The 24983-nt window shown below is 73.5% G+C and carries 21 protein-coding genes and 1 rRNA gene; 12 read left to right on the top strand and 10 right to left on the bottom strand.

The genetic code is table 11. The features are described 5' to 3' along the window. Window positions 1-76: ribosomal RNA gene (gene rrf / locus ACIBIW_RS29360) — 5S ribosomal RNA — on the top strand; the annotation flags it as partial. Between the two features lie 85 nt (window positions 77-161). Here rrf and ACIBIW_RS29355 read toward each other — a convergent pair. After that, complete coding sequence (locus ACIBIW_RS29355) at window positions 162-623, bottom strand: MarR family winged helix-turn-helix transcriptional regulator (protein WP_399340275.1); 462 nt, start codon at window positions 621-623, stop codon at window positions 162-164. Window positions 624-686: 63 nt separating this feature from the next. On the opposite strand from ACIBIW_RS29355, the gene ACIBIW_RS29350 reads away from it, so the two are divergent. Continuing rightward, a complete protein-coding gene (locus ACIBIW_RS29350; RefSeq protein ID WP_399340273.1) occupies window positions 687-1055 on the top strand; it encodes a VOC family protein in 369 nt (122 codons plus the stop codon). Window positions 1056-1089: 34 nt separating this feature from the next. On the opposite strand, the gene ACIBIW_RS29345 is transcribed toward ACIBIW_RS29350, so the two are convergent. From ACIBIW_RS29345 to ACIBIW_RS29325, 5 genes are read right to left on the bottom strand one after another with little or no spacing between them, the layout of a single operon-like run. Further along, window positions 1090-2400, bottom strand: coding sequence for a DUF58 domain-containing protein (locus ACIBIW_RS29345; protein ID WP_399340271.1), 1311 nt, complete (start codon window positions 2398-2400; stop codon window positions 1090-1092). 43 nt (window positions 2401-2443) lie between these two features. Continuing rightward, complete coding sequence (locus ACIBIW_RS29340; protein WP_399340270.1) at window positions 2444-3433, bottom strand: AAA family ATPase; 990 nt, start codon at window positions 3431-3433, stop codon at window positions 2444-2446. Further along, on the bottom strand, window positions 3433-4686 hold the full coding sequence (locus ACIBIW_RS29335; RefSeq protein WP_399340269.1) for a DUF4350 domain-containing protein: 1254 nt from the start codon (window positions 4684-4686) through the stop codon (window positions 3433-3435). The genes ACIBIW_RS29340 and ACIBIW_RS29335 overlap by 1 nt, the downstream gene beginning before the upstream one ends. Continuing rightward, window positions 4683-5378 carry a DUF4129 domain-containing protein gene (locus ACIBIW_RS29330; protein WP_399340267.1) on the bottom strand — a complete coding sequence of 232 codons (696 nt, stop codon included), beginning with the start codon at window positions 5376-5378 and terminating at the stop codon, window positions 4683-4685. Before ACIBIW_RS29330 ends, ACIBIW_RS29335 begins: the two co-directional genes overlap by 4 nt. A 4-nt stretch (window positions 5379-5382) precedes the next feature. Continuing rightward, window positions 5383-6708 carry a glycerophosphoryl diester phosphodiesterase membrane domain-containing protein gene (locus ACIBIW_RS29325; RefSeq protein ID WP_399340266.1) on the bottom strand — a complete coding sequence of 442 codons (1326 nt, stop codon included), beginning with the start codon at window positions 6706-6708 and terminating at the stop codon, window positions 5383-5385. A gap of 560 nt (window positions 6709-7268) precedes the next feature. Here ACIBIW_RS29325 and mtnA point away from each other — a divergent pair. The 4 genes from mtnA to ACIBIW_RS29305 all read left to right on the top strand — a co-directional run bounded on the left by mtnA (window position 7269) and on the right by ACIBIW_RS29305 (window position 13690). Continuing rightward, a complete protein-coding gene (gene mtnA / locus ACIBIW_RS29320; RefSeq protein ID WP_399340264.1) occupies window positions 7269-8423 on the top strand; it encodes an S-methyl-5-thioribose-1-phosphate isomerase in 1155 nt (384 codons plus the stop codon). Between the two features lie 282 nt (window positions 8424-8705). Next, a complete protein-coding gene (gene mtrA / locus ACIBIW_RS29315; RefSeq protein ID WP_399340262.1) occupies window positions 8706-9395 on the top strand; it encodes a two-component system response regulator MtrA in 690 nt (229 codons plus the stop codon). Between the two features lies 1 nt (window position 9396). Beyond that, window positions 9397-11691 (top strand): MtrAB system histidine kinase MtrB, encoded by a 2295-nt coding sequence (gene mtrB / locus ACIBIW_RS29310; RefSeq protein ID WP_399340260.1) that lies wholly within the window; start codon window positions 9397-9399, stop codon window positions 11689-11691. A 238-nt stretch (window positions 11692-11929) separates the two neighbouring features. Continuing rightward, window positions 11930-13690, top strand: coding sequence for an LpqB family beta-propeller domain-containing protein (locus ACIBIW_RS29305; protein WP_399340288.1), 1761 nt, complete (start codon window positions 11930-11932; stop codon window positions 13688-13690). A 200-nt stretch (window positions 13691-13890) separates the two neighbouring features. Here ACIBIW_RS29305 and ACIBIW_RS29300 read toward each other — a convergent pair whose 3' ends face one another. Next, on the bottom strand, window positions 13891-14205 hold the full coding sequence (locus ACIBIW_RS29300) for a 4a-hydroxytetrahydrobiopterin dehydratase (protein ID WP_399340259.1): 315 nt from the start codon (window positions 14203-14205) through the stop codon (window positions 13891-13893). Between the two features lie 367 nt (window positions 14206-14572). Here ACIBIW_RS29300 and ACIBIW_RS29295 point away from each other — a divergent pair, with 367 nt between their 5' ends. The 3 genes from ACIBIW_RS29295 to ACIBIW_RS29285 all read left to right on the top strand — a co-directional run bounded on the left by ACIBIW_RS29295 (window position 14573) and on the right by ACIBIW_RS29285 (window position 17337). Next, the gene (locus ACIBIW_RS29295; RefSeq protein ID WP_399340256.1) at window positions 14573-15379 is read left to right on the top strand and encodes a ComF family protein; all 807 of its coding nucleotides are present in this window, start codon (window positions 14573-14575) and stop codon (window positions 15377-15379) included. Between the two features lie 273 nt (window positions 15380-15652). After that, window positions 15653-16345, top strand: a complete 693-nt coding sequence (gene hpf, locus ACIBIW_RS29290) for a ribosome hibernation-promoting factor, HPF/YfiA family (protein WP_399340254.1) — start codon at window positions 15653-15655, stop codon at window positions 16343-16345. 218 nt (window positions 16346-16563) lie between these two features. Then, complete coding sequence (locus ACIBIW_RS29285) at window positions 16564-17337, top strand: response regulator (RefSeq protein ID WP_399340252.1); 774 nt, start codon at window positions 16564-16566, stop codon at window positions 17335-17337. Window positions 17338-17449: 112 nt separating this feature from the next. On the opposite strand, the gene ACIBIW_RS29280 is transcribed toward ACIBIW_RS29285, so the two are convergent. Together ACIBIW_RS29280 and ACIBIW_RS29275 are read right to left on the bottom strand one after the other, a co-directional pair. Then, entirely contained in the window at window positions 17450-18661 is a 1212-nt protein-coding gene (locus ACIBIW_RS29280; RefSeq protein ID WP_399340250.1) for a winged helix-turn-helix domain-containing protein, read from the bottom strand. 56 nt (window positions 18662-18717) lie between these two features. Next, the gene (locus ACIBIW_RS29275; protein ID WP_399340248.1) at window positions 18718-19371 is read right to left on the bottom strand and encodes a GNAT family N-acetyltransferase; all 654 of its coding nucleotides are present in this window, start codon (window positions 19369-19371) and stop codon (window positions 18718-18720) included. 228 nt (window positions 19372-19599) lie between these two features. Here ACIBIW_RS29275 and secA point away from each other — a divergent pair, with 228 nt between their 5' ends. Next, window positions 19600-22455, top strand: a complete 2856-nt coding sequence (gene secA, locus ACIBIW_RS29270; protein ID WP_399340246.1) for a preprotein translocase subunit SecA — start codon at window positions 19600-19602, stop codon at window positions 22453-22455. A 262-nt stretch (window positions 22456-22717) separates the two neighbouring features. On the opposite strand, the gene ACIBIW_RS29265 is transcribed toward secA, so the two are convergent. Then, window positions 22718-23029 (bottom strand): Rv3235 family protein, encoded by a 312-nt coding sequence (locus ACIBIW_RS29265; RefSeq protein ID WP_399340244.1) that lies wholly within the window; start codon window positions 23027-23029, stop codon window positions 22718-22720. A gap of 590 nt (window positions 23030-23619) precedes the next feature. On the opposite strand from ACIBIW_RS29265, the gene ACIBIW_RS29260 reads away from it, so the two are divergent. Together ACIBIW_RS29260 and ACIBIW_RS29255 are read left to right on the top strand one after the other, a co-directional pair. Further along, window positions 23620-24156 (top strand): DUF6912 family protein, encoded by a 537-nt coding sequence (locus ACIBIW_RS29260; RefSeq protein WP_399340242.1) that lies wholly within the window; start codon window positions 23620-23622, stop codon window positions 24154-24156. 69 nt (window positions 24157-24225) lie between these two features. Then, the gene (locus tag ACIBIW_RS29255) at window positions 24226-24933 is read left to right on the top strand and encodes an HAD family hydrolase (protein WP_399340239.1); all 708 of its coding nucleotides are present in this window, start codon (window positions 24226-24228) and stop codon (window positions 24931-24933) included. Window positions 24934-24983 lie beyond the last annotated feature (50 nt).

The raw sequence follows: 24983 nt of genomic DNA, 5'->3' as shown, positions 1-24983 counted from the left end.
GAACCCGGAAGCTAAGCCCTTCTGCGCCGATGGTACTGCGAGGGGGACCTCGTGGGAGAGTAGGACACCGCCGAACTCTTTGTGAAGAAGTGCCCTGCACGGGCCCCTGATTGGGGGCACTGTGCGGGGCACTTTTGCGTTTCCGGACACCCCCGGAGCTGCTACCTCTCCGACGCGGGCGGTTCGCTCAGGGAGGCGATGCATGTGGTGAGCAGGCGCCGCATCTGATCCTGTTCGTTGGCGTCCAGATCGGCCAGCATGCCCTGCTCGACGCGGCGGACCGCGGCGCTGGCCGTCTCCAGTTGGCGCCGTCCGCGGGCGGTCAGCTCGGTGGGCAGCGCCCTGCCCACGGGTGCCCGAGCCGCGCGGACAACGAGGCCCTGGCGTTCCAGCGCCTGGAGGAGCACGTTCATCGACTGCCGGGTGACGAAGGCGCCGCGGGCAAGATCGGAGTTCGACAGCCCCGGTCGCTGGGAGAGCAGCTCCAGGCAGGAGTAGTGGGTGATCGTCATGCCGAGCGGGCTCAGCACGGCCTCCATGGCGGAGTGCAGCGCGCTCGCGGCCGCCTTCAGCATGTACCCCAGCGACGTGTTCAGCTCGATTCCCGGCTCACCTTGACTCATGTCAGCAGTCTGACATACGGTCTTGTATGTCAGGAGGCTGACATAAGCTGAGAGGTGAGAATCATGGCTGCTACCGGACCGGATTTCGTTTCGCTACAGGTGCGCGACCTGGAGCGCTCCGCCATCTTCTACGAGCAGTACCTGGGGCTGAAGCGCTCCGAGGCGGGGCCGCCGCACGCTGTCGTGTTCGACACCAAGCCGATCGCGTTCGCGGTCCGCGACATCGTCGAGGGCGTCGACCTGGACGCGCTCGCGCAGCCGGGCCAGGGGATGGCGCTGTGGCTGCACGCCCCCGACGCCCAGGACATCCACGACGCCCTCGCCGCCGCCGGCACGACGATCGTCTCGGCGCCCGTCGACGGGCCGTTCGGCCGCACCTTCACGTTCGCGGACCCCGACGGCTACCAGGTGACCCTGCACGACCGCGGCTGAGCAGGACCGTGTGCCGCGCGGCGCGGGCTCGTCGTCAGAGGCGGCCCGATGCCTTCAGGGACAGATATGTGTCCGCGAGGGCGGGGGCCAGGGCGTCGGGGAGGGCGTCGACCACCGTGGCGCCGTGTCTCGACAGGCGTTCCGCGACGCTTCTGCGTTCCTCCTGGGCGTGGGCGGCGGAAGCGGCCTCGTAGACCGCCTCGACGGAGCCGCGTGATCTGGCCATGCGGTCGATCTCGGGGTCGGCGACCGAGGCCACCACGACCGTGTGCCGGGCGGTGAGCCCGGGCAGCACCGGCAGCAGGCCCTCCTCCATGGCCGCGGTGTCCAGACTGGTCAGCAGCACGATCAGGGAGCGGCGCGGCGCGGTGCGGCCCGCGGTCGTCGCCAGGCCCTGCGCGTCGGTCTCGACCAACTCGGGCTCCAGGTCGGCCATCGCCTCCACCAGCGCGGGCAGTGTGTCGCCCGCGGCACGGCTCCGTACCAGGGCGCGGACCCGGCGGTCGTACGCCAGCAGGTCGACTCGGTCCCCGGCCCGTGAGGCGAGCGCGCCCAGCAGGAGGGCGGCGTCCATGGAGGCGTCAAGGCGCGGCACGTCGCCCACGCGGGCGGCCGAGGTGCGTCCGGTGTCGAGGACGAGCAGGATGTGCCGGTCGCGCTCGGGGCGCCAGGTGCGTACCGCCACGGAGCCCTGTCGTGCGGTGGCGCGCCAGTCGATGGAGCGGGTGTCGTCGCCGGGGACGTAGTCGCGGAGGCTGTCGAACTCGGTGCCCTCGCCGCGGATGAGGACGCTGGTGCGGCCGTCGAGTTCGCGCAGCCGCGCCAGCTTCGACGGCAGGTGCTTGCGGCTGGTGAACGGCGGCACCACCCGCAGCGTCCACGGCACCCGGTGGTTGCCCTGGCGGGCCAGCAGCCGCAGCGGCCCGTACGAGCGGACCGTGACCCGGGCGGCGTGGTGGTCCCCGCGGCGGGTGGGGGCGAGGCGGGTGACGGCGCGGTGGCGCTCGCCCGCGGGGACGGTGAGCCGGTGCCGGGACGCCGACAGTTCCGTGCCCGGTTCCCAACTGCTGGGCGGCCAGGCGTCCCTGACGTCGGCGCGCAGCGGCCTGCCGGAGGTGTTGGCGATCTGGAGAACGATTTCGGCGGGGCTGCCGAGGCGTGCGGTGGTGTCTCCCGAGCGGGTCAGGCCGAGGCGGCGTACCGGGGCGGCGAGCACGAGGTCGACGGCGCAGGCGGCGGCGAGGACCGCGGCGACCGCGAGGACGCCCGCCCAGCCGGGTGCGAGGAGGCCGACGACGAGTGCGCCCAGGGCCGCGAGCAGCGCGGTGCGTCCGGTGAGTGCCATGGGCCTTCCTGGTCGGGGTGCCGCGCGGTGCGCGTGCGGCGGGTCAGCGGGGGACGGGGACGTGGGTGAGGACGGAGTTGACGACGGAGTCGGCGGTGACGCCCTCCATCTCGGCCTCGGGGCGCAGTTGCACCCGGTGGCGCAGAGTGGGCAGCGCGAGCGCCTTCACGTCGTCGGGGATGACGTAGTCGCGTCCGGTGAGCCAGGCCCAGGCGCGTGCCGTCGACAGCAGCGCGGTGGCGCCGCGCGGGGACACGCCGAGGGAGAGCGACGGGGACTCGCGGGTGGCCCGGCACAGGTCGACGACGTAGGCGGCGACCTCGGGGGACACGGTGGTGCGTGCGACCGCGTGACGGGCCGCCCTGAGCTGTTCAGGGCCGGTGACGGGGCGTACCCCGGCGGCGCGCAGGTCGCGCGGGTCGAAGCCGCCGGCATGGCGTGACACCACGGCGATCTCCTCGTCGCGGGTCGGCAGCGGGACCGTCAGCTTCAGCAGGAAGCGGTCGAGTTGGGCCTCGGGCAGCGGATAGGTGCCCTCGTACTCGACGGGGTTCTGGGTGGCGATGACGAGGAACGGGTCGGGCAGCGGGCGGCCGGTGCCGTCCACGGTGACCTGGCGCTCCTCCATGGCCTCCAGCAGCGAGGACTGCGTCTTCGGCGGGGTGCGGTTGATCTCGTCGGCGAGCAGCAGATGGGTGAAGACGGGGCCCGGCTGGAAGGAGAACTCGGCGGTGCGAGCGTCGTAGACGAGCGATCCGGTGACGTCGCTGGGCATCAGGTCCGGGGTGAACTGGACGCGTTTGGTGCCCAGGTCGAGCCCCGCCGCGAGGGCCCGTACGAGGAGGGTCTTGGCGACGCCGGGTACGCCTTCGAGGAGGACGTGGCCGCGGCACAGCAGGGCGACGACAAGCCCGGTGACGGCGGCGTCCTGGCCGACCACGGCCTTCGCGATCTCGGCGCGCAGCGCCTCAAGGGAGGCGAGCGCGGCGGCCGGGTCCGCGGCGTCGGGGGCGTTGTCAGTGGTCGGGTCCATCATGTCTGGCGTACCTCTCGTTCCAGGGCGTCGAGTTGGTCGGCGAGGGCGACGAGTGCCGCGTCGTCGCTCGGCGGCGGCCCGAAGAGCAGGGGGTACGGGTCGGGTGCCGGGGTATGGGCGCCGGGGCCCAGCCTGGTGCGCAGGGCGGGCAGCAGGGCCTCGGGGGAGTGGGCCTGGGACGAGGGGGTGCCGACGAGGGGGGCGAGGCGGCTGCGGGCGGCCGAGCGCAGCGCGAGGGCGGCGCGGTCGCGTGCGGCGGCCCTGCGGTAGAGGTGGGCGCGGCCCTCGGCGGTCTCGGAGGCGCGGATGACGACGGGGAGGCGTTCGGGGACGAGCGGGCCGAGGCGGCGGGCCCGCCACAGCGCGGTGAGCAGGGCCGCGATGCCGAGTTGCAGCGTGCCCCAGATCCAGCCGTCGGGGACGAGGTCGAGGAAGCCGCGCTCGCGGGCGGAGCCCGACGTGTCGGACAGCGAGGGGAGGTACCAGACGAGATGCGGCCGGGAGCCGAGGAGTTGCAGGGCAAGGGAGGCGTTGCCGTGCCGGTCGAGGCGGTCGTTGACAAGGAAGTCGGGGGAGCCGACGAGCACGGTGTCGCCCGGGGTGCCCGCCACGGGGATGCGGACGAGCGTGGGCACCCCTTCGGCGGGGTAGCAGGCGTCGGCGCCCGCGGCGATGGTGCTGTAGCGGACGCCCCCGGTGTCGGCGCTGCCTGCGCGGCGGGCGGCGGGCAGGTCGCAGCCCGGGGCGAGGGTGCCGTGGGCGCTCGGGAAGGGGTCGACGTCGGCCTCGGGCGCGAGGTCGCCGGTGGCGGCGGGCCCGGGGGCGAGGAGGACGGTGCGCCCGCCCGCGTCCCCCGCGGCGGAGTGCAGCAGGGTGCGCTGGCGGTGCGTCAGCAGGTCGGGCGCGGCGACGAGGAGGGTGGTGTCGGGGCCCGCGGCGGCCCTGGCGGCGGCGAGGGTGGTGACGACGCGCGTGTCCACGTCACGGTCGGAGAGGAGTTCGGCGACGGCGCGGGAGCCGGTGCGGTCGGCGGAGCGCGGGTCGAGGCGCCCCCGGTTGCCGTCGGAGCGCACCGCGGCCAGCGCGACGGCCGCGGCGATGACGACGACGGCCGCGAGCAGCAGCCCCCGGGAGCGCCGCCACACACGGCGGGCGTCGGGCGAGGCGGAGGTGCCGTCCCCGGCGGGCGGCTGCCGCGGGGGTTCCGGTGGGTTCGCGGGGGTGGTGCCCGTGGCGGTGGGGGTGGTCATACGGGCCGCTCCCAGGCGGGCGCGGAGGCGGCGGCGAGGTCGGGGCGGGTCTGTTCGAGGTCGGCGTCGAGGGCGGCGAGACGCTCGTACGCGGCGCGGCCGGCCTGTCGGCCGCCGTAGGTGACGTCGTCGAAGTCGCGTGCGGCCGCGGTCAGCCGCGGGGCGTGCCCCGGCATCGGGCGTGCCGCCTCGGCGGCGGCCTCGTCGGCGGTGCGGCCGGGGCGCGGGTCGAGCAGCGCGCGTTCCTCCAGGGCGCGTACGAGGGCGCGCATGCGCTCCTGCACGGCCTGGTTCCAGTGGCCCTGGGCGGCGTGCGCCTCGGCGCTCGCGCGGTGCTGCGCGGCGGTGCGTGGGCTGTCGTCGAAGAGGGCGGGCGGGGCCTGGGGGGTGCGGCGCGGGGTGCCGAGGCGCCACCAGAGGGCGGCGGCCAGCGCGAGCAGCGCGAGCACGATGACGGTGAGGCCGACGCCGCCGCCTGGGGTGGCGCCCGCGGCGCTGCCGAGGAGGTCGCCGAGCCAGTCCCACAGGCGGTTCAGGGCGCGCTGGATCAGCCCCGGGTCGTTCTTGTGGTACATGCCCTTGGACAGTTCGTGCCGCGCGGCGTCGCGGCCCTCGCGGCGCAGCACGGTCAGCGGCGGCCCGTCGTCGCCCGTGGCGCGCGCCGCGGTCAGCAGCGCCCCGGTGATGCGCATGGGGTCAGCCCCCGGGGGTGGTGCCGGGCGCCGTGCCGCCGAGCCCGGCGGCGCGGCCCAGCTCCAGGTCGAGGGCCTCGCGGCGGATGCGCTGGTCGATGTAGAGGAGGACGCCGACGCCCGCGGTGATGGGGAAGGTCAGCATGGAGCCGATGACCGAGCCGACGCCCAGGATGATCAGGTAGGTCCAGTCGCCCGTGCCGGTGTCGAAGAGGCCGCCCGCGGAGTTGCTGTCGCCCACGGCGGACGCGATCACGGTGAACGGCACCAGGATGATCGACGACACGATGAAGGAGATCACGAAGGCGAGGAGCTGCACGCCGAGCACCCGCCACCAGGAGCCCTTGACGAGCTTCGCGGAGCGGGTGAGTGCCTGGAGGACGCTGCCGCGCTCCAGCATCAGCGCGGGCGACGACAGCGAGAAGCGGATCGCGAGCCACAGCGCGAGGACACCGGCGGCGAGCCCGAGCAGCACCATCAGCGAGGCGCCGCCGCCGCTGCTCCCCGCGGCGGCCACCGCGATCCCCGGCAGCATGCCCACGGTGACGACGGCGACGACGATCAGCGGCAGCAGCACCGTCAGCACGACGAGCCTGCCGAACTGCGGGCGGGCGTCCCGCCAGGCCGCCGCGAGCGTGACGGGCCTGCCGAGCACGGCCCGGCTGGTCACCGTCGTCAGCAGCGCCGTCGCCGCGATGGTGCCGAGCAAGGTGATCACCAGGTTCACGCCGAGACTCAGGGCGGCGTCGCCGAGTGCGTCGTTCAGCTCGTCCAGGGTGGCGTTGGGGTCGCCGAGCGCGCCGGTGTCGCCGACGTCGTCGAGCAGCAGCTTCTGCACGACGGTCAGCACCACCTCGGTCACCACGGCGACGCTGAGGGTGATGCCGAGGACGGTGCGCCAGTAGGTGCGCATCGTGGACACGGCGCCGTCGAGGATCTCCCCGACGCCGAGCGGCCGCAGCGGGATGACACCGGGCTTGGCCGCCGGGGGCCTGCCCCAGCCGCCGCCCCAGCCGCCCTGCCCGGGTCCGCCGGGACCCCAGCCTGGCCCGCCGCCCCAGCCCTGCCCGGGGCCCTGGCCCTGGCCCGCGGGGCCTTGGCCCCCGGGGCCCTGGCCGCCCGGGTTGCCCCAGCCGCCCTGCCCGGGGCCCGCGGGCGGCGGGGCGCCGCGGCCGGAGTTCGCGCGGGCCCGCGGCGGAGTGCCGGAGCCGCCGCCCGGGGCGGCCCAGCGCCCCGGCGGCGGCTGCCGCGCCGACCAGCCGGAGGCGGGCGGGCCCGACCCGTCCGCGGGCGCGGCGTCCTCGGGCGGGGCGCCCGCGGGTCCCGGCATGCCGGACAGCCCGGGGGCGGCGCCGGACCCGCCCTCGCCGGACGCGGGCGCCCCGCCGGTACGGGGCGCTTCACCGGCGGGGGGCGTCGCGTCGGTACGAGGCGTCTCACCGGGGGCGGGCGTTGTGTGGGTACGGCGCGTCTCACCTGCGGGGGGCGTCGTATCGGCCCGGGGCGTGGCGGGTTCCGCGTCCCGTGGTTCGCCGCTTCGGCCTGTGTCGCCGCCGGTACCGGGGCCGGGCGTGCCGCCGGGGCCGCCCGGGGCGGGTCCTGCACCGGCACCCGGGGCGGATTCCGCGCCGGGTACGGTCCCGTCCTCCGAGGGGGTGCCCGGGGCCCGGCCCGGAGTGTCGTTCATCGTCGCTCCTTCACGGTGCGCGCCCGCGGTCGCGGCGGCGGCTTGGGCCCATCGTGTCACGGTGCGCCCGTGACATGCCGGGGCGGCGGTGCGCCCGGCCCAAGGCCGCGGCCGACCGGCCGCAGCGGCCCCGCGGGGGCGGCCGGTACCGGGCCCGCGGCATTGGCTGGTCTGCCGCGTCCCGTACGGGGCAGACTGGACGAATGGCCGATGAGCACGCGCGATCCTCCCAGGGCACCGAGCCCGGCATTCCGTCGATCCGCTGGGACGACCCTCCCGAGGGACCCGTGGTGGTCCTCCTCGACCAGACACGGCTGCCCGCGGAGGAGGTCGAACTCGTCTGCACCGACGCGCCCGCGCTCGTGGAGGCGATCCGCGCCCTCGCGGTCCGCGGCGCGCCCCTGCTCGGCATCGCGGGCGCCTACGGGGTCGCCCTCGCCGCCGCGCGCGGCTTCGACGTCGACGAGGCCGCCCACGCACTCGCCTCGGCCCGCCCCACCGCGGTCAACCTGGCGCGCGGCGTGCGCCACGCCCACGCCGCCTACCGGACCGCCCTCACCGCCGAGGGCCCTGAGCAGGCCGCGGCCGCTGCCCTCGCAGCCGCCCGCGACCTGCACCGCCGCGACGCCGAGGGCAGCGCGAGGATGGCCGCGCACGGCCTCGCGCTCCTGGAGGAACTGCTGCCGGGCGGCGGCCACCGTGTTCTCACCCACTGCAACACGGGGGCCCTCGTCTCCGGCGGCGAGGGCACCGCGTTCGCGGTGGCGCTCGCCGCCCACCGCGCCGGGCAGTTGCGCAGGCTGTGGGTGGACGAGACCAGGCCCCTGCTCCAGGGCGCCAGGCTCACCGCCTACGAGGCGGCACGGCACGGCATGGCGTACACGCTGCTGACGGACAACGCCGCCGGCTCCCTGTTCGCCGCCGGAGAGGTCGACGCGGTACTGATCGGCGCCGACCGGATCGCCGCCGACGGCTCCGTGGCCAACAAGGTCGGCAGCTACCCGCTCGCCGTCCTCGCCCGCTACCACCACGTGCCGTTCGTGGTGGTGGCCCCGACCAGCACCGTCGACCTGGCCACCCCGGACGGCGACGCGATCGAGGTCGAGCAGCGCGCCGGACAGGAGGTGACCGAGATCACCGCACCCAGGGCCGGCGCCACCGCCACCGACGTACCGGAGACCGTCCCGCTCGCGCCGCCCGGCACCACCGCGTTCAACCCGGCGTTCGACGTGACCCCGCCCGAACTCGTCACCGCCATCGTCACGGAGGCGGGCGCCGTGTCCCCCGTCACCGCCTCCGCGCTGCGCGAGCTGTGCGAACGCTCCGCACCCGACGCCCAGGACCCCGCACCCGCCTGACCCCCGCCCGACCCCGCGCACCCGGCCCCCGGTACCGGTGGCTTCGCCCCAAGGGGCCTGCCGTGCGCGGCGGGCTCAACTACCGTGTGGGGACGAGGAAGGGGTGGGCGGCGGCAGCGGAAGGCCGAGGCGCCCGTCGAGCCTCGTGTCCACGGGCGGGCCCGACACCGGCAGCGACCCCGGCGACAGCGGACAGCGACGGTCACTTCCCCCTCGTATACCAAGTCGCCGCAGGTCAGTGAGCTGGATCACGCACGTCTACGCTTCGAAAACGAAAATGGGATGATGGCCTTTATGAAAGGACGAGTCCTTGTCGTCGACGACGACACCGCACTGGCCGAGATGCTCGGCATCGTGCTGCGTGGTGAGGGGTTCGAGCCGTCGTTCGTGGCGGACGGCGACAAGGCGCTCGCGGCGTTCCGGGAGACCAAGCCCGACCTGGTGCTCCTCGACCTGATGCTGCCGGGCCGCGACGGCATAGAGGTCTGCCGCCTGATCAGGGCGGAGTCCGGCGTCCCCATCGTCATGCTCACGGCCAAGAGCGACACCGTCGACGTCGTCGTCGGCCTGGAGTCGGGCGCCGACGACTACATCGTCAAGCCGTTCAAGCCCAAGGAGCTGGTCGCCCGCATCAGGGCCAGGCTGCGCCGCTCCGAGGAGCCCGCGCCCGAGCAGCTCGCCATCGGCGACCTCGTCATCGACGTCGCGGGCCACTCCGTGAAACGGGAGGGCCAGGCCATCGCCCTGACCCCGCTCGAATTCGACCTGCTCGTCGCGCTCGCCCGCAAGCCGTGGCAGGTCTTCACCCGCGAGGTCCTCCTCGAACAGGTCTGGGGCTACCGCCACGCCGCCGACACCCGCCTCGTCAACGTGCACGTCCAGCGGCTGCGCTCCAAGGTCGAGAAGGACCCCGAGCGCCCCGAGATCGTCGTGACGGTCCGCGGCGTCGGCTACAAGGCCGGACCGAGCTGACATGCCCCGCCAGGAAGCCGCCCCCGGGGCACCCGCACCGGGCACCCCCCAGGGGCGGCCGACGGCGGGCCCGCCCCCGCTGCCCGAGGCCCCCCGCACCCGCGGCAGGCCGGGCCGCCGCCTCGCCCGCCTCATCGAGGGCGGCCTCATGCTCCAGGGCGGCGTCCAGGGCAGCCCCGTCCTGCGGCTCTTCATCCGCTGGGTGCGCAGGCCCCTGCTGCCCGCCGCCCGGCTCTGGCGCCGCAACATCCAGCTCAGAGTCGTCGCCACCACCCTCGTCATGTCCCTCGGCGTCGTACTCCTCCTCGGCTTCGTCGTCATCGGACAGGTACGCAACGGCCTCCTCGACGCCAAGGTGAAGGCGTCCCAGAGCCAGGCCGACGGCGGCTTCCGCGCCGCGAAGGAACGCGCCGACGACGCCGCGGGCACCGACGGCGGCAGCGCCCAGGCCACCCCGAACTCCGACACCGTCCCCGAGCAGAACGCCGCCGCCTGGATGAACGGCCTCGTCTGGCAGCTCTCCAGCGGCGGCCAGAGCGCCTTCGACGTCGTCACCCTCAACCCCGGTGGCGACGGCGAGGCCAGCAGCGTCCGCGCCCCCCGCGCCTCCGGCAAGGTCGACCCCAACGAGTCCGTGCCCCCCGCGCTGCGCCGCAGGATCGCCGGCACCACCGGCGCCTCCCAGAGCTACACCCGCATCGTCTACAGCGACGGCCACCCCTCCCAGCCGGGCCTCGTCATCGGCAAGCAGCTCAACGGCCCCAACGGCGACTCGTACCAGCTCTACTACGTCTTCTCCCTCGCCCAGGAGGAGAAGTCCCTCAGCCTCGTCAAGGGCACCCTCGCCACCGCCGGACTGTTCGTGGTCGTCCTGCTCGGCGCCATCGCCTGGCTCGTCGTACGGCAGGTCGTCACCCCCGTACGGATGGCCGCGGGCATCGCGGAACGGCTCTCCGCCGGCCGCCTCCAGGAACGTATGAAGGTCACAGGCGAGGACGACATCGCCCGCCTCGGCGAAGCCTTCAACAAGATGGCGCAGAACCTCCAGCTCAAGATCCAGCAGCTCGTCGACCTCTCCCGGATGCAGCGCCGCTTCGTCTCCGACGTCTCCCACGAGCTGCGCACCCCCCTCACCACCGTCCGGATGGCCGCCGACGTCATCCACGAGGCCCGCGAGGACTTCGACCCGGCCACCGCGCGCTCCGCCGAACTCCTCGCCGACCAGCTCGACCGCTTCGAGTCGCTCCTCGCCGACCTCCTGGAGATCAGCCGCTTCGACGCGGGCGCCGCCGCCCTCGAAGCCGAGCCCATCAACCTCGGCGAGGTCGTACGGCGCGTCGTCGGCGGCGCCCAGCCCCTCGCCGACCGCAAGGGCACCCGGGTCCGCGTCGTCGGCGACCAGCAGCCCGTCGTCGCCGAGGCCGACACCCGCCGCGTCGAGAGGGTGCTGCGCAACCTCGTCGTCAACGCCGTCGAACACGGCGAGGGCCGCGACGTCGTCGTACGGCTCGGGGCCGCGGGCGGCGCCGTCGCCGTCGCCGTACGCGACTACGGCGTCGGCCTCAAGCCGGGCGAGGCCACCCGCGTCTTCAGCCGCTTCTGGCGCGCCGACCCCGCACGCGCCCGCACCACCGGCGGCACGGGACTCGGCCTCTCCATCGCCCTGGAGGACGCCAGGCTGCACGGCGGCTGGCTCCAGGCGTGGGGCGAACCCGGCGGCGGCTCGCAGTTCCGCCTCACCCTGCCCCGCACCGCGGGCGAGACCCTGCGCGGCTCCCCGATACCCCTCGAACCCGAGGACTCCCGCCGCCGCCTGGAGGCCGAGGCGGCCACCGCCGCTGCCCACGACACCACGCCCCCGCCCCCACCGCGCGCCCCCCTCTCCCCCCGCCTCGCGGACGGGCACCCCCCCGCCACCGCCGACCCCACCGCCCTCCCCGGCAGCGGCGCACGCGTCGTCGCACGGCCGCGGGGCGGAGGGATGAACGGTGACCGTGCTCCGGAAGGGGGCGGGGCTGTGCTTGGTGCGGGCGGTGACGGTGGTGACGGCGGTGCCGATGGGGTTCGTGGTGCGGACGTGGGCAGCGAGGTGCCCGGTACTGGTGGGGCTCGTGGTGCTGGTGACGCGGATGGTGCTCGCGCTGCGAGTGGCGCGGGTGGTGCTCACGGTGTGAGTGGTGTGAATGGTGCTCACGGTGTGGGTGGCGCGGGTGTCGCGTCGTCCGAGGCGCCGCCGGGCCGTGTCCCCGGCAGCCGTGACGCGACCGCCGCGGAGGGGAAGGGCTCCCGTGCCTGACCGGCCCCGGCGGACTCGACCGCCTCGACCGGCCGAACTTACGGAAGAGCCGGAACGGCCGGAGCGGTCGGTACGTACTCAGAGGAGCCGAAGGAGGGAAACCACCCGCGTGAGCGACGACACCAGGGCGGCCGGGGGGCGCGCGGCGCGGCCGACCGCCGCACGCGGGCGCCGCCGCGCCTGGCGCGCCACGGCCGCCGCGGCACTGGCAGGCGCCCTGCTCGCCGGCTGCGCCTCCATGCCCGACAGCGGCGACATACGCGGCGTCGACCCCTCCCAGCGCCCCGACTCCGAAGTACGCGTCTTCCCCCTGCCACCCCGCTCCGGCGCCGGCCCCGACGAGATCCTGCAAGGCTTCCTTGAGGCGCTGACCAGCGACGACCCCCAGTTCGAGGTGGCCCGCAAGTATCTGACCCCGGACGCCTCCAAGGAGTGGCACCCCGAGCTGTCCACCACGATCCTGCGCGACGGCCCCAACACCCGCCACGTCGGCCACGGCGCCTACGAGAACGGCGACGACGGCGCCCAGTACTCCCTCCAGGGCACCAGGATCGCCACCGTCGACGAGCAGCACGCCTACGACGTCGCCGAGGGCGACTACAACGAGGTCGTCCACCTCACCCAGGCCAAGACGAGCGGCAGCTCGGGCAACAGGGAGTGGCGCATCGACCGGCCGCCCGGCGGCATCGTCCTCGGCTCGGCCGACTTCCAGCGCATCTACCGCCCCATCGACAAGTACTACTACTCCGACATCCCCGCGGACGGCCGCGGCTCCCAGGGCGCCCTGGTCGCCGACCCCGTCTACATCCGCCAGCGCGTCGACCCCGTGACCCAGACCGTACGAGCGCTCCTCTCCGGGCCCACCCGCTGGCTCGAACCCGTCGTGCACACCGGCTTCCCCTCCGGCACCCAGCTCAAGCAGGGCGTCAGCGCCCTGTCCACCGACGAGCAGAACCGGCTGAAGGTGCCCCTCAACAGCCGCGCGGACCACACCGGCCAAGCGGAGTGCCAGATCATGGCCGCACAGATCATCTACAGCCTCCAGGACCTCAGCTCCTCCGGCATCGCCGAGGTCGACCTGGAGCGCTCCGACGGCTCCTCGCTGTGCGTCCTCAGCGCCGACGACGCCGAGAGCATCGCCCCGCACCGCACCGCGGGCCACCCCGGCTACCAGTACTTCCTCGACGCCAAGAAGCGCCTCGTACGGATGCCGAGCAGCGGCAGCGACCACGACCCGTTGCCCGTCCCAGGACCCATGGGCACCGGCGACCAGACCTTCGCCGCCGCGGCCGTCTCACACGGCGAGAACCGCGCCGCCGGGATCTCGCCCGACAAGCGCTCCCTGTTCGTCACCGACCTCACCTCGTCGGCCTCCCTCGGCACCGCGGTCGTCACCAGCCACGCCAAGAAGGAGGACGACCGCCTCACCGCGCCGAGCTGGGACGGCCGCGGCGGCCTGTGGGTCGCCGACCGCGACCCCGAGGACCCCCGGCTGCTCCTCCTCGGCCAGGGCCGCCAGACCCCGATCGCCGTCGCCACCCCCGGCCTCGACCCGAGCACCATCCAGGCCGTACGGGCCTCGGCCGACGGCGCCAGGATCGCGCTGCTGATCGACAGGGACGGCAAGAAGGAACTCCGTATCGGCCGCGTCGACCAGACCTCGGGCGGCGCCAACCTCGCCGTCACCGTCGCCGAGCTGCGGCCCGCGGCGCCCCAGCTCGAAGAGGTCACCGCGATGTCCTGGGCGGGCGGCAGCCGCCTCGTCGTCGTCGGCCGCGAACACGGCGGCGTCCAGCAGATGCGCTACGTCCAGTGCGACGGCTCCGCCCCCGCGGGCAACATCCTGCCCGGCCTGACGGGCGTCAAGGAGATCGCCGCCTCCGACGACGACCGCCTCCCCCTGGTCGCCCACTCCGACGACGGCATCGTCCGCATGTCCCCCGGCGAGCCCTGGCAGACGGTGCAGGAGGCGGGGACGGCACCGGTCTATCCGGGGTGAGGGGCGGCTCACCTGTGTGGGGGCGGCGGCGGTGGGCCGGGTGCGGCGGTGGCGGTCCCGTTGTCGCCGGTGCCGGTGCCGGTGCCGCTCTTGCGGCTGCTGAGGCGCGCGGGGGTGCTGGGTGGCTGGCTGCGGGGTGGCCGGGCGGTGGCCGGTTGTGCGGTTCCCGCAGACGAGTAGGGCGGCGGGCAGGGGGAGGCTCAGACGGCCTCGGCCTCGTGCGCCTGCGCGACGGCGTCGATACGGTGCGCGAGATCGAAGTCGGCGGCGGTGAGACTGCCTCCGGCGGAGTGCGTGGTGACGGCGAACCGCACCCTGCCCCACCGGAGATCGATGTCCGCATGGTGATCGACGCGCCGCTCGACCTCCGCCACATGCACGATCATGGCCACCGCCGCCTGGTACTCGATCGAGAACGACCGCTCGATCACGCCCCCTGACCGCTTCCATCCAGGCAGCTTCCGCAGCTCCTCACCGATCGCAGCCTCGTCCAACGGTGTACGACGCCCAGCCATCTCCGGCCTCCCTCTCCTCCGGGTGCCGACCCGACACCACGCCATCTCGCGAACAGCGGCCCCACGCCGTGAGCACCGGCGCCGGTCTCGGGAGCGTCGGCTCCGGCCCGGGAGCACACCGGCCCCGGTTCCGGGAGCGTCGGCTCCGGCCCGGCTCTTGTCCCGCCAGTACCGGCCCGGCTCTCAGGAGCACCAGCCCCAGCATCGCGAGCACCGCCCTCGATCTCGCCAGTACCGCCCCGAATCCTGCCGCAAACCCCGGGCGCCGCCGCCCCCAACCCCAGTTATCCACAGCCCATCCCACCCCTCCGCCCCCACTTATCCACAGGGGTGGCACACCCACACCCCCCACCCCCACCATGGACCCATGAACGACCCCGGCACCCCCCTCACCCGCTGGTGGGGGGAGCTGACGGGCCTGGTGCTGCCCGCGACGTGCGCGGGCTGTGGGACGCCGCGTACGGCACTGTGCGGCCGGTGCCGTGCCGAACTCCTCGGCCCCCGCGCCAGACCGGCACGCCCGTCCCCGACGCCACGGGGACTACCGGTGGTGCACGCCGCGGCCCCCTACCGCGACGCGGTCCGCGCGACCCTGCTCGCGCACAAGGAACGCGGCGCGCTGGGCCTGGCGGCACCACTGGGAAAGGCACTGGCGGGGGCGGTGTGGGAGGGGGTGGGGGGAGGGGAGGGGGCCCACCCCCACCCCGACCCCACCCCACAACCAACACCCCCCACCCCCCTCCACCTGATCCCCCTCCCCTCCACCCGTGCCGCGATCCGGTCCCGGGGCCATGACCACGCCCGGCGTCTCGCGCTGGCCGCGGCGCGGGAGTTGCGGCGGGCCGGGTTGCCGGCGCGGGTGGTCGCGGTGTTGCGGCAGCGGCGGGCGGTGGCGGATCAGGCGGGGCTCTCGGCGCGGGAGCGGGAGGCGAATCTTGCGGGGGCGCTCGGGGTGCGCCGTGGCGCGGGGGCGCTGCTCGCGGGGGCCGGGGTGGTGCTCGTGGACGATCTGATGACGACCGGTGCGTCGTTGGCGGAAGCGACGCGTGCATTGCGGGCGGCCGGGGTAGAAAACCGGATCAGCGCTGCCGTCGTTGCCGCCGCCGTTGATTCTTTCGAATTACGGAGGAACCCTCCGGGAAGCGGGATCGCCGCAGGTGAAAACGAGGGTTAATTCGGCGGGAAGGAGGTAGTTCACAGGAGAGGGTGACGGCATCCGCACGAGCGAGATATGTTCGATTGAGAGGAAAGGCGGACGCCGGTCCTCGTATATCGGAATGCCTTGGTTCGGGTTTCTGTAATCGCCCGGGCCGTCGGGGGCAGGTGCGCGCCCGTGCGGAGCGAGGAGGTGGGTCGTCGCCCAGTTCGCGGCCCCGGGTACCGATCGGGGCCAAGTGCACAGGAAGCTCCGCCGCCGCTGCGGAGCTATCCGGGAACGGAGTTCTGCGTGGACATCGTCGTCAAGGGCCGCAAGACCGAGGTGCCTGAGCGGTTCCGCAAGCACGTGGCCGAGAAGCTGAAGCTGGAGAAGATCCAGAAGCTCGATGGCAAGGTGATCAGCCTCGACGTGGAGGTGTCCAAGGAGCCCAATCCCCGGCAGGCCGACCGCTGTGAGCGGGTGGAGATCACCCTGCGGTCGCGGGGGCCGGTGATCAGGGCCGAGGCCGCGGCGAGCGACCCGTACGCGGCGCTTGACCTGGCGACGGACAAGCTGGAGGCGCGGCTGCGCAAGCAGCACGACAAGCGGCGTACGCGCCGCGGCGCCGGCCGCATCTCGGCGGCCGAGGTGGCCGAGCACGTCCCGGACGCCGCCCACCTCGACGGCGTGGGCGCCCCGTCGCGCCCCGTGGAGGACGACGCGGTGCCGACGCACCGGATCGGACCGCTTGAGGTCACGGGCGAGGGCCCCCTCGTGGTCCGCGAGAAGACGCACGTCGCCTCCCCGATGAGCCTCGACCAGGCGCTGTACGAGATGGAGTTGGTCGGGCACGACTTCTATCTCTTCGTGGACGCCGAGACGAAGGAACCGAGCGTCGTCTACCGGCGTCATGCGTATGACTACGGTGTTATCCACCTCAACACCGAGCCGATGGTCGCGCGCGCCGCGTCTCCCGACGCGGGGGACACCCTCGGCGGCTGACCCGTAGCGCCGGAGGTCCGGACTCCCTGGTGTCCCCGAGGGGTACGCGCCCCCCGGGGACACCTGTGCGACCGTGTGCGGCCCCCTTGCCGGGGAGGCGCAGCGGGCGCGGCATGAAATCATGGTGATCTGCCAACCACGGTGCTGCCGACGCCGGTTGGCTCCCGGACCGCCCGGCAGCGCGCAGAGACGGGCCACGGCCTTCAGGGGGAGGAACGATGGCGGACAGCTTCGGACCCATGCGGAGCGGGGCGTTCGGCGAGTACGCCGCGGGCGCCGGCGCCGGTGAGGAGTCCGGCGGCCCCGGCCGGGACGCGGACCTTCCCGAGAAGGAGCCGATCCGTGTCCTCGTCGTGGACGATCATGCGCTGTTCCGCCGTGGCCTGGAGATCGTGCTCGCCGCCGAGGAGGACATCCAGGTGGTCGGCGAGGCCGGGGACGGTGCGGAGGCCGTCGACAAGGCCGCCGACCTGCTCCCCGACATCGTGCTGATGGACGTGCGCATGCCCAAGCGCGGCGGCATCGAGGCGTGCACGGCGATCAAGGAGGTGGCGCCGAGCGCGAAGATCATCATGCTGACGATCAGCGACGAGGAGGCCGACCTCTACGACGCGATCAAGGCGGGGGCGACCGGCTACCTCCTCAAGGAGATCTCCACGGACGAGGTGGCGACGGCGATCAGGGCGGTCGCCGACGGGCAGTCGCAGATCAGCCCCTCGATGGCGTCGAAGCTGCTCACCGAGTTTAAGTCGATGATCCAGCGCACCGACGAGCGGCGGCTCGTGCCAGCTCCCCGGCTCACCGACCGTGAGCTTGAGGTGCTGAAGCTGGTGGCCACGGGCATGAACAACCGCGATATCGCGAAAGAGCTGTTCATCAGCGAGAACACCGTGAAGAACCATGTGCGCAACATCCTGGAGAAGTTGCAGCTCCACTCCCGGATGGAGGCCGTGGTGTACGCGATGCGGGAGAAGATCCTGGAGATCAGGTGAGCGCCGCGCGCCCGGTGCGCGCTGTTCGCGGGTCCCGTGCGCGCCGGAGCGTGCGCCCCTGGCCCCCGTCGCGCCCCTGTGCTTCCGCTGCCCCGGCTTCTCCTCCCAGGTCTCAGGCCAGCAGCCGCCCCAGTTCCGCGGTGAGCGCGGCCCGCTGCTCCTCGGGCTCCAGGCGCTCGACGCGTACGTCGGTGCAGCCCACCCACGCGGCGGCCTCCACCAGGGCCTGCGCCGCCCCGTGGACCGCCTTGGCGGACACCGTGGACAGGGACAACTGCCGGGCGACGAGGGTGGCGCCGTCCCGCGCGGGGTCCACGCGGCCCACGAGGCGGCCGCCGGTGAGGATCGGCATGGCGTAGTAGCCGTGCACGCGCTTGGGGCGCGGCACATACGCCTCAAGGCGGTGTGAGAAACCGAAGACCCGCTCGGTACGGGCGCGTTCCCACACGAGGGAGTCGAACGGGGAGAGCAGCGTGGTGCGGTGCCGGCCGCGGGGCTCGGACGCGAGGGCGGCCGGGTCCGCCCAGGCGTTGGCCCGGCCGGCGGGCCCGCCCCAGCCCTCGACCCGTACCGGTACGAGGCCGGAGTCGGCGGCCACGGCCTCGAACTGCTCGGTCTTCAGGCGGTGGTAGTCGGCGATGTCGGAGCGGGTGCCGATGCCGAGGGACTGCCCGGCGAGGCGGACGAGGCGGGTGAGGCAGGTGGTGTCGTCGTGCGTGTCGTGCAGCAGCGGGGCGGGCACGGCGCGCTCGGCGAGGTCGTACACGCGCTTCCAGCCGCGGCGGCTGGTGCAGACGACCTCGCCGAACATCAGCGCGCGCTCGACGGCGACCTTGGCGGCCGACCAGTCCCACCACGGGCCGCCGTTCTTGGCGCCGCCCAACTCGGTGGCCGTGAGGGGGCCTTCGGTGGTGAGCTGCTTGATGACCTGCTCGTAGGCGCCGCTGGGCAGGGCGTGGCCCCAGTGCGGGCGGTCGCGGTAGGCGCGGCGGCGGAACGCGAAGTGCGGCCACTCCTCGACGGGCAGCACACAGGCGGCGTGCGACCAGTACTCGAACGCCCTCGGGGTGCCGTCGGGCTGCGGGCTCCAGTAGGCGTCCTCGACGGTGCGGCGGCCGACCGGGCCGAGGCGGGCGTACGGCACCAGTTCGTGGGAGCGGGCGAGGACGGAGATCGTGTCGAGCTGGACCGCGCCCAGGTGGCGCAGGACTCCGCGGACGCCCGCCCTGCGGTCGGGGGCGCCGAGGAGGCCCTGGGCGCGCAGGGCGATGCGGCGGGCCTCGTCGGCGGACAGTTCGGCGGCGGGCGGCGGAGTTCCGGTCATGCCCGCACTGTATGCGGCGGCACTGACATCGGGCTCTGACCTGGTACGGAGCGCTCTCAGGCGGGCGTCGGCAGATACGGCTCCGTGCCGTCGAGGCCGAGTTCGTGGGGGAGCAGGGAGCCGATCCAGCAGTCCCGGCGTACGCCCTTGTTGCTGAGGCCGGAGCGCAAGGTGCCCTCCAGAGTGAAGCCGATCTTGAGGGCGGCGGTGCGCGAGGGGGCGTTGCCGACCTCCGCGCGCCACTCCATGCGGTCGATCCCGGCGCCGGTGAACGCCCAGCGGGTGACGGCGAGCGCGCCCTCGGTGACGTAGCCCCTGCCGCGGTGTTGCGGGGCGACCCAGAAGCCGATCTCGCCGGTGCGCTGGAGGCGCCGTATGACGCCGATCATGCCGACGAGGGCGCCCTCGCGCGGGTGCGGCGCCCCGGCGGCGCCTTCGCGTGCGTGGGCGCTGTCGTCGTCACGCGCGGGTGTGCCGTCGGGGCTGTCGGTGCGCAGGAAGGCGCCGAAGTTGTAGGCGGTGTCGTCGCGCCAGCCGTCGGGGACCTGGTGGGCGGCGAAGGACTCGGCGTGCTCGGGGAGGTAGGGCGAGGGGACCTGGGTCCAGCGCTGGATGCCGGGGTCCTGGCAGGCGTCGTACAGGGCGGGAGCGTCGAACGGGGCCACGGTGCGCAGCAGGAGCCGCCCGGTGGTGAGGGTCACGGGTTCCATCGCCTGATTGTCCTCGTCCGCCATATGAGAGTGCCATGAGATTTCCGGGTGGCGCGGGGCACTTTCGGCGACGGGTCCGGCACTTTCCGATTGCTTCACACGTTGTCGTTGTGGCTGACGTCACTGCACACCTCCCGGCGAGCCGGGGTCCTCGCATACGATGGCCGTTGCTCAACGGAACAGACCATCGGCGACCGCCAAGCCCGACCGGCAAGGAGACCCACCCCCGTGTCCGTCCTCCAGAAGATCATGCGTGCAGGGGAAGGCAAAATCCTGCGCAGGCTGCACCGCATCGCGGACCAGGTCAACTCCATCGAAGAGGACTTCGTCGACCTCTCCGACGCCGAGCTGAGGGCCCAGACCGACGACTTCAAGAAGCGCCTCGACGACGGGGAGAGCCTTGACGACCTGATGCCGGAGGCGTTCGCCACGGTCCGCGAGGCCGCCAAGCGCGTCCTGGGCCAGCGGCACTACGACGTGCAGGTCATGGGCGGTGCCGCGCTGCACTGGGGTTACGTCGCCGAGATGAAGACCGGTGAGGGCAAGACCCTGGTCAGCACGATGCCGGCGTATCTGAACGCGCTCACGGGCAAGGGCGTGCACCTGATCACGGTCAACGACTATCTGGCGGACCGCGACTCCGAGATGATGGGCCGGGTCCACAAGTTCCTGGGTCTCTCCGTGGGCTGCATCCTCGCGAATATGACACCGGCGCAGCGCCGTGAGCAGTACGCGTGCGACATCACCTACGGCACGAACAACGAGTTCGGCTTCGACTACCTCCGCGACAACATGGCCTGGTCGAAGGAGGAGCTGGTCCAGCGCGGCCACAATTACGCGATCGTCGACGAGGTCGACTCGATCCTCGTCGACGAGGCCCGTACGCCGTTGATCATTTCGGGCCCCGCCGACCAGGCGACGAAGTGGTACAGCGATTTCGCGAAGCTGGTGGTCAGGCTGAAGCGCGGTGAGGCGGGCAATCAGCTGAAGGGCGTGGAGGAGACCGGGGACTACGAGGTCGACGAGAAGAAGCGCACCGTCGCCATCCACGAGCCCGGCGTCACCAAGGTCGAGGACTGGCTGGGCATCGACAATCTCTACGAGTCGGTGAACACGCCGCTGGTCGGCTATCTCAACAACGCGATCAAGGCCAAGGAGCTGTTCAAGCGCGACAAGGACTACGTCATCATCGACGGCGAAGTCATGATCGTGGACGAGCACACGGGCCGTATCCTCGCGGGCCGCCGCTACAACGAGGGCATGCACCAGGCGATCGAGGCGAAGGAGGGGGTGGACATCAAGGACGAGAACCAGACTCTCGCCACGATCACCCTCCAGAACTTCTTCCGTCTCTACAAGCGCCGCGACCACAACGACAAGGAACAGCCCGGCCTGTCCGGCATGACCGGTACGGCGATGACCGAGGCCGCCGAGTTCCACCAGATCTACAAGCTCGGCGTGGTGCCCATCCCCACCAACCGGCCGATGGTCCGCGACGACCGTTCGGACCTGATCTACCGCACGGAGGTCGCCAAGTTCGCCGCGGTGGTCGACGACATCGCGGAGAAGCACGAGAAGGGCCAGCCGATCCTGGTCGGCACGACCTCGGTGGAGAAGTCCGAGTACCTGTCGCAGCAGTTGTCGAAGCGCGGCGTCCAGCACGAGGTGCTGAACGCGAAACAGCACGAGCGTGAGGCGTCGATCGTCGCCCAGGCGGGCCGCAAGGGCGCCGTGACCGTGGCGACGAACATGGCGGGACGTGGTACGGACATCAAGCTCGGCGGCAATCCCGACGATCTCGCGGAGGCGGAGCTGCGCCAGCGCGGCCTCGACCCTGTGGAGCACGTCGAGGAGTGGGCCGCGGCCCTCCCGGCCGCGCTGGAGAAGGCCGAGAAGGCCGTGAAGGCCGAGTTCGACGAGGTCACCGACCTGGGCGGGCTTTATGTGCTGGGCACGGAGCGGCACGAGTCGCGCCGTATCGACAACCAGCTCCGCGGCCGTTCCGGACGCCAGGGCGACCCGGGCGAGTCCCGCTTCTACCTGTCACTCGGCGACGACCTGATGCGGCTGTTCAAGGCGCAGATGGTCGAGCGCGTGATGTCGATGGCGAACGTGCCCGACGAGGTGCCCATCGAGAACAAGATGGTCACCCGCGCGATCGCGTCGGCCCAGTCCCAGGTCGAGCAGCAGAACTTCGAGACGCGTAAGAACGTCCTGAAGTACGACGAGGTGCTCAACCGCCAGCGCGAGGTCATCTACGGCGAGCGCCGCCGCGTCCTTGAGGGCGAGGACCTCCAGGAGCAGATCCAGCACTTCATGAACGACACCATCGACGCCTATATCGGCGCCGAGACCGCGGAGGGCTTCGCGGAGGAGTGGGACCTCGACCGGCTGTGGGGCGCGTTCAAGCAGCTCTACCCGGTGAAGGTGACCGTGGAGGAGCTGGAGGACGAGGCGGGCGACCGCGCCGGGCTCACCGCGGAGTTCATCTCCGAGGCCATCAAGGACGACATCCACGAGCAGTACGAGGCCCGCGAGGAGCAGCTCGGCTCCGAGATCATGCGGGAGCTTGAGCGCCGCGTGGTGCTGTCCGTCCTCGACCGCAAGTGGCGCGAGCACCTCTACGAGATGGACTACCTCCAGGAGGGCATCGGCCTGCGCGCCATGGCGCAGAAGGACCCGCTGGTCGAGTACCAGCGCGAGGGCTTCGACATGTTCAACGCCATGATGGAGGGCATCAAGGAGGAGTCCGTCGGCTATCTGTTCAACCTGGAGGTCCAGGTCGAGCAGCAGGTCGAGGAGGTCCCCGTCGAGGACGAGGCGCCGGTCTCCATGGACAAGGAGGACGTCCAGGACGCCGTGCCCGCGGGCGCCGGGCGGCCGGAGATCCGCGCGAAGGGCCTCGACGCGCCCCAGCGGCCCGACCGGCTGCACTTCTCCGCCCCGTCGGTCGACGGCGAGGGCGGCGTCGTGGAGGGCGACTTCGAGAGCGCCGAACCGGCCGCGCCGGTCCGCTCCGAGGCGGACGGCCTGACCCGCGCGGAGCGCCGCAAGCAGCAGAAGGGCCGCCGCCGCAAGAAGTGACGCGAGGCACCCAGGGGCCCCGTGCCCGCCGCGCACAGCCGGCGGGCACGGGGCCCCTGGCGTTGGGCACCACCCGCCCCGACACTCCCCGTGCCGTGCCGGACGAGGCGCCGCCCGCCCTACCCGACGGGCCACGGGCGTGGCAAGTTTTCGTCAACTCGGCGGGCGGCGGTCCTGGCGGCGCCATGTCCCGTTTTGGCCGGGAAAGGCACGGGCCCGATCGGGGGACCGGAAGGGGGCGCCCTGGTTGACGCGCCGCCGCTCACCTGGGGCCCGGCCGCAGCCCGAGGTCGATCGCGGTGCAGCGCCAGCGGCCGTCCGCGCCGCGTTCGAGGCGGAACGCCATCGCCCGCATCCGTCCGCCCGCCGCGACCCGCGCGAACACCTCAAGGGCGCCCGACGCCGACACGTAGTAGCCCACGTCGTGGATCACCGGCAGCGGCCCCCGCGTCCGCAGCGGTGAGCGCTCCGCGAGCCACGCCAGATCGTCGTACGCGCGCCCCGCGGTGTGCCGCAGCATCCAGTGCGCCGGGCGGCGCCCGCTGAGGACCGCGAGCAGCCGCTCCGCGAACACGTCCGTCGGCTGCGGATGCCTCGGCCGCGTGGCGGGGCGGCGCGCGTCGGTCCTGCCCTGCGGCCCCGTCCCGCCCGGGCGCCGCGCCGGGCCGCGCTCCGCGCCGCGTCCGCCCTGCGCGCCCCTCGCCCCGGTGCTCCTCTCCGTGCCGTTCCCCCGCGCTCCCTCACCCCGTGTCCCGTTCCCCTGTGTGCCGTGTCCCCCGTCCGCCCCCGGCTGTCGCCGGTCCGGTTCCGCCCGCTTCCGCGAGGCCCCGGTCGTCGTCATCACCTTGCGCATATGGCATCGGCCCCCGTGCCGTACCACTCATCTACTGAGCGGTAGCTTTCCGTTGGGGATCTTGTACGGGCCCCGGGGCGAGGCCCGCAAACCCCCGCGGTGCGCCCGCGGGGCCGTATGGAATCCGTCCCTGTGGGTGACCCCCCGGTCTCTCTGGGTGACCTCTGGCGTGCACGCCGCGCAGGCCCGGCGCGGGGCCCGCCGCGCCGCACGTATCCTGAGTGATCTCCCGGGGGAGGACAGCCCCCGGCGGCGGCCGGGACCCGCGCCCGGCCGGGCCCGAGCGGTAGCGACGAGGAAAGCGGCGAGGCATGCGCGTCTACGTTCCCCTGACCCTCCCCGGCCTCGCCGAGGCGCACCGCACAGGAGCACTCGGCCCCGCCCCGTTCACGGCCTACGCGGTCACCCCCGCGCTGCGCGAGTGGTACCTCTCCGACGACATCGAGGAGCTGGAGTACGCGGCGCTCAACAGGGCCGCGCTCGCCTCCCTGCGGCTGCTGGCCACCCGCCCCGGCTCGCCGCCGCGCCGCGTGGTGGTGGCCGTGGACGTCCCCGACGGCGACACCTCCGTGGACCCCGACCGCGGCCTCGACCCGGGCGCGCTCGGCGAGGTGCGGATCGCGGCGGCGGTGCCGCTGCCGAAGGCCGCCGCCGTCCATGTGGACGCGGACGACGCCCGGCAGGACGTCGCCGCGGCCGCCGCCGCCCTCGGCGCCGCCGACCAGGGCGACGACGACGCCCAGTTCACCGTCGACGGCGCCGAGGACCACGAGCTGCTCTGGTTCGCCACGCAGGAGGTGCCGAACCTGATCGCCCTCATGGCCCCTGACAGCGAGGACGGCCGCTGACCCGTACGGTCACCCGCCAACGCCCGGCCGCCCGGGGCGTTGTCAGTGCGGGGCGGTACGTTCGTGGGCATGGCAGAGAGCGCAGCGCACATCGTCTGGGACTGGAACGGCACCCTTTTCCAGGACATGGACGCGGTCATCACCGCCACCAACGCCGCCTTCGGTGAGGTCGGCATGCCGGCGATCACCCTGGAGACCTACCGGGAGAACTACTGCGTGCCGGTGCCCCTCTTCTACGAGCGGCTGATGGGGCGGGCGCCGACGGCCGAGGAGTGGAGCGCGATGGACGCCGCGTTCCACCAGCACTACACGAGGGCCCATCTGGCCTGCGGCCTCGCCGAGGGCGCGGCGGCGCTGCTCGCGGGCTGGCGGGCCCCGGGCCGCAGCCAGTCCATCCTCAGCCTCGCGGGCCACGCGGAGGTGGTCGCCCTGGTGCGCGGCTTCGGCATAGAGCCGCACTTCATACGGGTCGAGGGGCGGCGGGGCCCCTCGGGCGGCAGCAAGGCGGAGCAGATGGTCGCGCACCTCGCCGCCCTGGCCGAGGCGGGCGTCGACCCGGGGCGCACGGTGGTCATAGGCGACGCCGCCGACGACGCGGTAGCCGCCCGCCACGTCGGCGCGCACGCGGTCCTCTACACCGGCGGCTCACACCGCCGCGAGAGCCTGCTCGGCGCGGGCGACGCGGTGGTCGACACCCTCACGGACGCCGTCGCGGAGGCCACCCGCCTCGTCGGCACGCCGACGATGACCCACCCCACCGGCCCCCCGACGGCGTAACGAGCCGCGCGGTCCGACGGCGCCACCGCCCCGCGTGGACCCCCGGCCGG

It is taken from the genome of Streptomyces sp. NPDC050560 (genome assembly GCF_044457285.1).
In the GTDB taxonomy this organism is placed as follows: domain Bacteria; phylum Actinomycetota; class Actinomycetes; order Streptomycetales; family Streptomycetaceae; genus Streptomyces.
The sequence above is the reverse complement of the archived record's forward strand: the minus strand, read 5'-3'. Positions and strand labels throughout refer to the sequence as shown.

Excerpts from the sequence above, each read along its gene's own strand:
- ACIBIW_RS29355 (WP_399340275.1), bottom strand. The coding sequence starts at position 623 with ATGAGTCAAGGTGAGCCGGGAATCGAGCTGAACACGTCGCTGGGGTAC.
- ACIBIW_RS29350 (WP_399340273.1), top strand. The coding sequence starts at position 687 with ATGGCTGCTACCGGACCGGATTTCGTTTCGCTACAGGTGCGCGACCTG.
- ACIBIW_RS29345 (WP_399340271.1), bottom strand. The coding sequence starts at position 2,400 with ATGGCACTCACCGGACGCACCGCGCTGCTCGCGGCCCTGGGCGCACTC.
- ACIBIW_RS29340 (WP_399340270.1), bottom strand. The coding sequence starts at position 3,433 with ATGGACCCGACCACTGACAACGCCCCCGACGCCGCGGACCCGGCCGCC.
- ACIBIW_RS29335 (WP_399340269.1), bottom strand. The coding sequence starts at position 4,686 with ATGACCACCCCCACCGCCACGGGCACCACCCCCGCGAACCCACCGGAA.
- ACIBIW_RS29330 (WP_399340267.1), bottom strand. The coding sequence starts at position 5,378 with ATGCGCATCACCGGGGCGCTGCTGACCGCGGCGCGCGCCACGGGCGAC.
- ACIBIW_RS29325 (WP_399340266.1), bottom strand. The coding sequence starts at position 6,708 with ATGCCGGGACCCGCGGGCGCCCCGCCCGAGGACGCCGCGCCCGCGGAC.
- mtnA (WP_399340264.1), top strand. The coding sequence starts at position 7,269 with ATGGCCGATGAGCACGCGCGATCCTCCCAGGGCACCGAGCCCGGCATT.
- mtrA (WP_399340262.1), top strand. The coding sequence starts at position 8,706 with ATGATGGCCTTTATGAAAGGACGAGTCCTTGTCGTCGACGACGACACC.
- mtrB (WP_399340260.1), top strand. The coding sequence starts at position 9,397 with ATGCCCCGCCAGGAAGCCGCCCCCGGGGCACCCGCACCGGGCACCCCC.
- ACIBIW_RS29305 (WP_399340288.1), top strand. The coding sequence starts at position 11,930 with ATGCCCGACAGCGGCGACATACGCGGCGTCGACCCCTCCCAGCGCCCC.
- ACIBIW_RS29300 (WP_399340259.1), bottom strand. The coding sequence starts at position 14,205 with ATGGCTGGGCGTCGTACACCGTTGGACGAGGCTGCGATCGGTGAGGAG.
- ACIBIW_RS29295 (WP_399340256.1), top strand. The coding sequence starts at position 14,573 with ATGAACGACCCCGGCACCCCCCTCACCCGCTGGTGGGGGGAGCTGACG.
- ACIBIW_RS29285 (WP_399340252.1), top strand. The coding sequence starts at position 16,564 with ATGGCGGACAGCTTCGGACCCATGCGGAGCGGGGCGTTCGGCGAGTAC.
- ACIBIW_RS29280 (WP_399340250.1), bottom strand. The coding sequence starts at position 18,661 with ATGACCGGAACTCCGCCGCCCGCCGCCGAACTGTCCGCCGACGAGGCC.
- ACIBIW_RS29275 (WP_399340248.1), bottom strand. The coding sequence starts at position 19,371 with ATGGAACCCGTGACCCTCACCACCGGGCGGCTCCTGCTGCGCACCGTG.
- ACIBIW_RS29260 (WP_399340242.1), top strand. The coding sequence starts at position 23,620 with ATGCGCGTCTACGTTCCCCTGACCCTCCCCGGCCTCGCCGAGGCGCAC.
- ACIBIW_RS29255 (WP_399340239.1), top strand. The coding sequence starts at position 24,226 with ATGGCAGAGAGCGCAGCGCACATCGTCTGGGACTGGAACGGCACCCTT.